Source organism: Desulfallas thermosapovorans DSM 6562, assembly GCF_008124625.1.
GTDB lineage: Bacteria > Bacillota > Desulfotomaculia > Desulfotomaculales > Desulfallaceae > Sporotomaculum > Sporotomaculum thermosapovorans.
In genome coordinates, this window is the sequence record NZ_VNHM01000036.1 from 1 (window position 1) to 3,253 (window position 3,253).

Below are 3,253 nucleotides of genomic sequence, written 5' to 3' on the forward strand. Positions count from 1 at the left end.
TTCCAGAAAATAGTTGACGTTTCCACAAAGCTCTCTGTACAAGCTGGGCGGCATGTTTTCCTTCGCAGGAAAGTCCAATGTGATAATCTATAATCTGCGATTGTCAAGAGAATTGTGAGCCACTCGCTGGAAAAATGTTGAGCCACTAACGCTGGAAAAAAAGTGAGCCACTTTGGGAAAACTGCTGTGAAAATATTGATCCACTTATCAACGAGTATGCTTTAGTTTTCCTGGTGGTATGTTGTCAAACTCAATATACCACCAGGGTAATGAAAACGTCATTTTACGTTGATTTTTAACATGGGTCTTTCTATTTAGTTTTAGTGATTATGGTGGTTATTTTTTTAAGTAGCTATGGCTGTGGGCAGTGTGGTTAACGCGAAGCGTTATCCAAGCCCTGTGTGTCAACCCGTAGGGTTGTCCACAGGGCGGCACTGTCCACAGCCTAATATAAGTATGAGTAAGCTAAACAATCAACCAAGCAGCGAGCAGGGGGATAGGGCTGCTTTCGATTAATAGTTAACGCATAAGTTGCCATATGCATTTGCAATACATCCCTGACCAGGCTGGTTTACAGGGCCGGTACGGGTAGGCAATGTCCGCATAGCACCGGCACCTAAAAAAATGGTGCACGGTTCCTGTATAGCCCCCCGGTCCTTCGCCAATTGCCAGGTTTCGTGACCTGTTACAATATGACGGGAGCCGGTTAGGCTGTTTTTATACATATCTACCGATAAATCACTCTCCTTTAAGACACCCGGGATTATGGGCGCCTGGCCCACCGACCGGAAAGCATGTAGTTGCCGGCGTATTGCCCGTCATCGACAAGACGTCAGTTTCTGCACTGCTTTTTTACCCGATCAAATGGGGTATTAGACTAATAGCCACAGTGTATTAATTACCTGTCATTCTCACCCCTTTGTTTTTGGCCCGAGATAAACCGAGCCGGCCAGGAAGGTATTGCAACTGCATATGGCCCCTACCACGCCGGTCCCTATTTTTTACCCTGCCCGTTAGACGTGGTATAACTAACTAATCTTCTATAGGTTCTTTATTAACCTCGTTTCCTTTTGATAAGGTCTGTTCTAAGCGGTAGGACTCTTTGACATTCATGTTCAGTACATGTGAGCGGAATGTCACCCTATCAATTAAAGCTGCAACCATGATTTCGTTTTCAAACAGCTCTGTCCACCTGGAGAACTCAAGATTGGTAGTCACAATGATACTCGCCCTTTCAGAACGCTCTGATATTACCTGAAAAAGCATCTCGGATTGGTAGCGGTTAAAGGTCAGGTAACTGAGCTCATCTATTATCAATAAGTTAATTTTGGCCAGGCTTTTTTCCAGTTTGGACAGCCGGTGGAACTGTACTGCCTCTGCAAGTTCGTTTGCAAGGTTTGTAGCTGTATAAAATTTAACGTTAAATCCAGCGTAACAGGCTTTGATGCCTAGCCCTACGGACAAATGCGACTTTCCAGCACCTGGGTTACCTATCATTACTATGTTTTGCCGGTTTTTAATGAAGTCACAAGAGGCAAGTTCCCATATGAAAGATTCCGATACATGTTCGAGCCTGGTGTAATCAAATTCGTCAAGGGTTTTCATAATAGGAAACCCAGCTTTTTTAATCCGCCGTCTTTGCCCTGCTTCCTGTTGCTGTAAAACTTCCAACTGCATAAGCTGGCACAGAAATTTATCGTATCCGTCACCGGGCTGTAACTGTCTAACAACATTTTCATAATCTACAAACGTTGGAGTTTTGAGTTGTTTTGCATAAAGTTTTATGGTTTCCTTAGTGGGGTTTATCTGGACAGAATTTACTCCGGTCATACTGTAGCACCCCCGCTCATTAGATTGTCATACTTATTAAGCTGGGGTTTTGTGACCTTTATATCTATCCGTGAGTGTATTTTAGCTGGCGTATTTATCAGGTAGGCCCGTATTTGCTCTACAGATATTTCAGGGTTTTGTATGCTATCTATAGCGGACATTAGCTTGTCCTCTCCATAGTCAACAAGTAGCCGTAAAAGCTTTACCATTTCCCGCGGCCCAGATAGCCGTTTGCCTATCTCAAGCAATTCAGCCGATATATTGCTCTTTACGGGTTTTGCGTTAAATACGCTGCGGGGCCTTTTTTCTATAAGATCTATGTAATGCTCAAGCCTGTATTTAGTTTGTCTTCTTTGGTAACAGCGCTGGTACCTGGCTATCTCAGTATTCCGGTGGAACATCACAACCTCATTGCCATAACCCTTAACGCTAACTTCTTTTCCGGCATATTTTACCGGTACAGAGTAGTGGTTGTAGTCAAATCTTACCGTGGAAAAATCGTCAACTCTTGCGGTTATACTCTTACTGGGGTCAAATCTGTATCGGGGCAGTTGGGTCATCCTTACTCTTGCAGTCAGTGCCATTTTACCTACGGTTTGTTCTCTGCCCTTTATTTGGTGCTCACGGTATTTGAGGCATCTGCGTAATATTTCGGCGTTTAGCTCGTCCATAGTAGCTACTCTTGGTATGGGCACTAATATATTACGCCTTACCCAGCCTACAAGCCCCTCTACCAGCCCTTTTTCGTGTCCTGCTGCAATATTAGTAAATTCACATTTGAATGCGTAATGGGCTGATAATGCTTTGTATCTATCTTGGGCTTTTGCATGTACACCAAAGCCTTCTTTTACTGCAACCTTTGCATTATCAAATATCATTCGCTTAGGTGCTCCATCAAAATACTCAAATCCAGTAATTTGGCCCTCAAGGAAGCTTTCTTCGTTCTGGCGGTAAAAGGCCCGACAATATATATCTGCACTGTAACACTCACGCATACAAAATAGGTTTACCTTGATCTTTTTGCCGGCCAGATAGATTGTTGCCTCACCCCAGTCTATTTGTATTGCTTCCCCGGGTTCATATGATAACGGTATAAATACTTTTTTCTGCTTTTCTTTAAGCTTGGCTACTATCTCGCGTATCGTTGATTCGCCGCCTTTAAAGGCTTTTTCGTCCACTAGTCGATCGTATATCCGCTTGGCAGTGTGCTTCTGTTTCTTTATATTCTCTGCTTCATCAGAGGCAAGGCAGCTTTTGATAAATTCCATAATTTCATCGGTTATCACGTACTGCCGGCGTCCGCTTTTCCCTTGGCGTTCCCACGGCACGTGTGAACCGTCGCAATATTTCTTGACGGTATTGCGTGACACCCCAAGAATTTTGGAAATTGCTCTTTGTGATTTGCCTTCATGTTCATATAAAT

Annotated in this window: 2 protein-coding genes; both read right to left on the reverse strand. The window is 43.6% G+C overall.

From position 1 onward, the window contains the following. Window positions 1–1,032: 1,032 nt before the first annotated feature. The gene (gene istB, locus LX24_RS14655) at window positions 1,033–1,830 is read right to left on the reverse strand and encodes an IS21-like element helper ATPase IstB (RefSeq protein WP_166512869.1); all 798 of its coding nucleotides are present in this window, start codon (window positions 1,828–1,830) and stop codon (window positions 1,033–1,035) included. Then, a partial coding sequence (gene istA, locus LX24_RS14660) for an IS21 family transposase (protein ID WP_166512870.1) occupies window positions 1,827–3,253 on the reverse strand: 1,427 nt, incomplete at its 5' end. The genes istA and istB, both read right to left, overlap by 4 nt.

Coding starts and splice junctions, on each gene's coding strand:
- istB (WP_166512869.1), bottom strand. CDS start 1,830: ATGACCGGAGTAAATTCTGTCCAGATAAACCCCACTAAGGAAACCATA.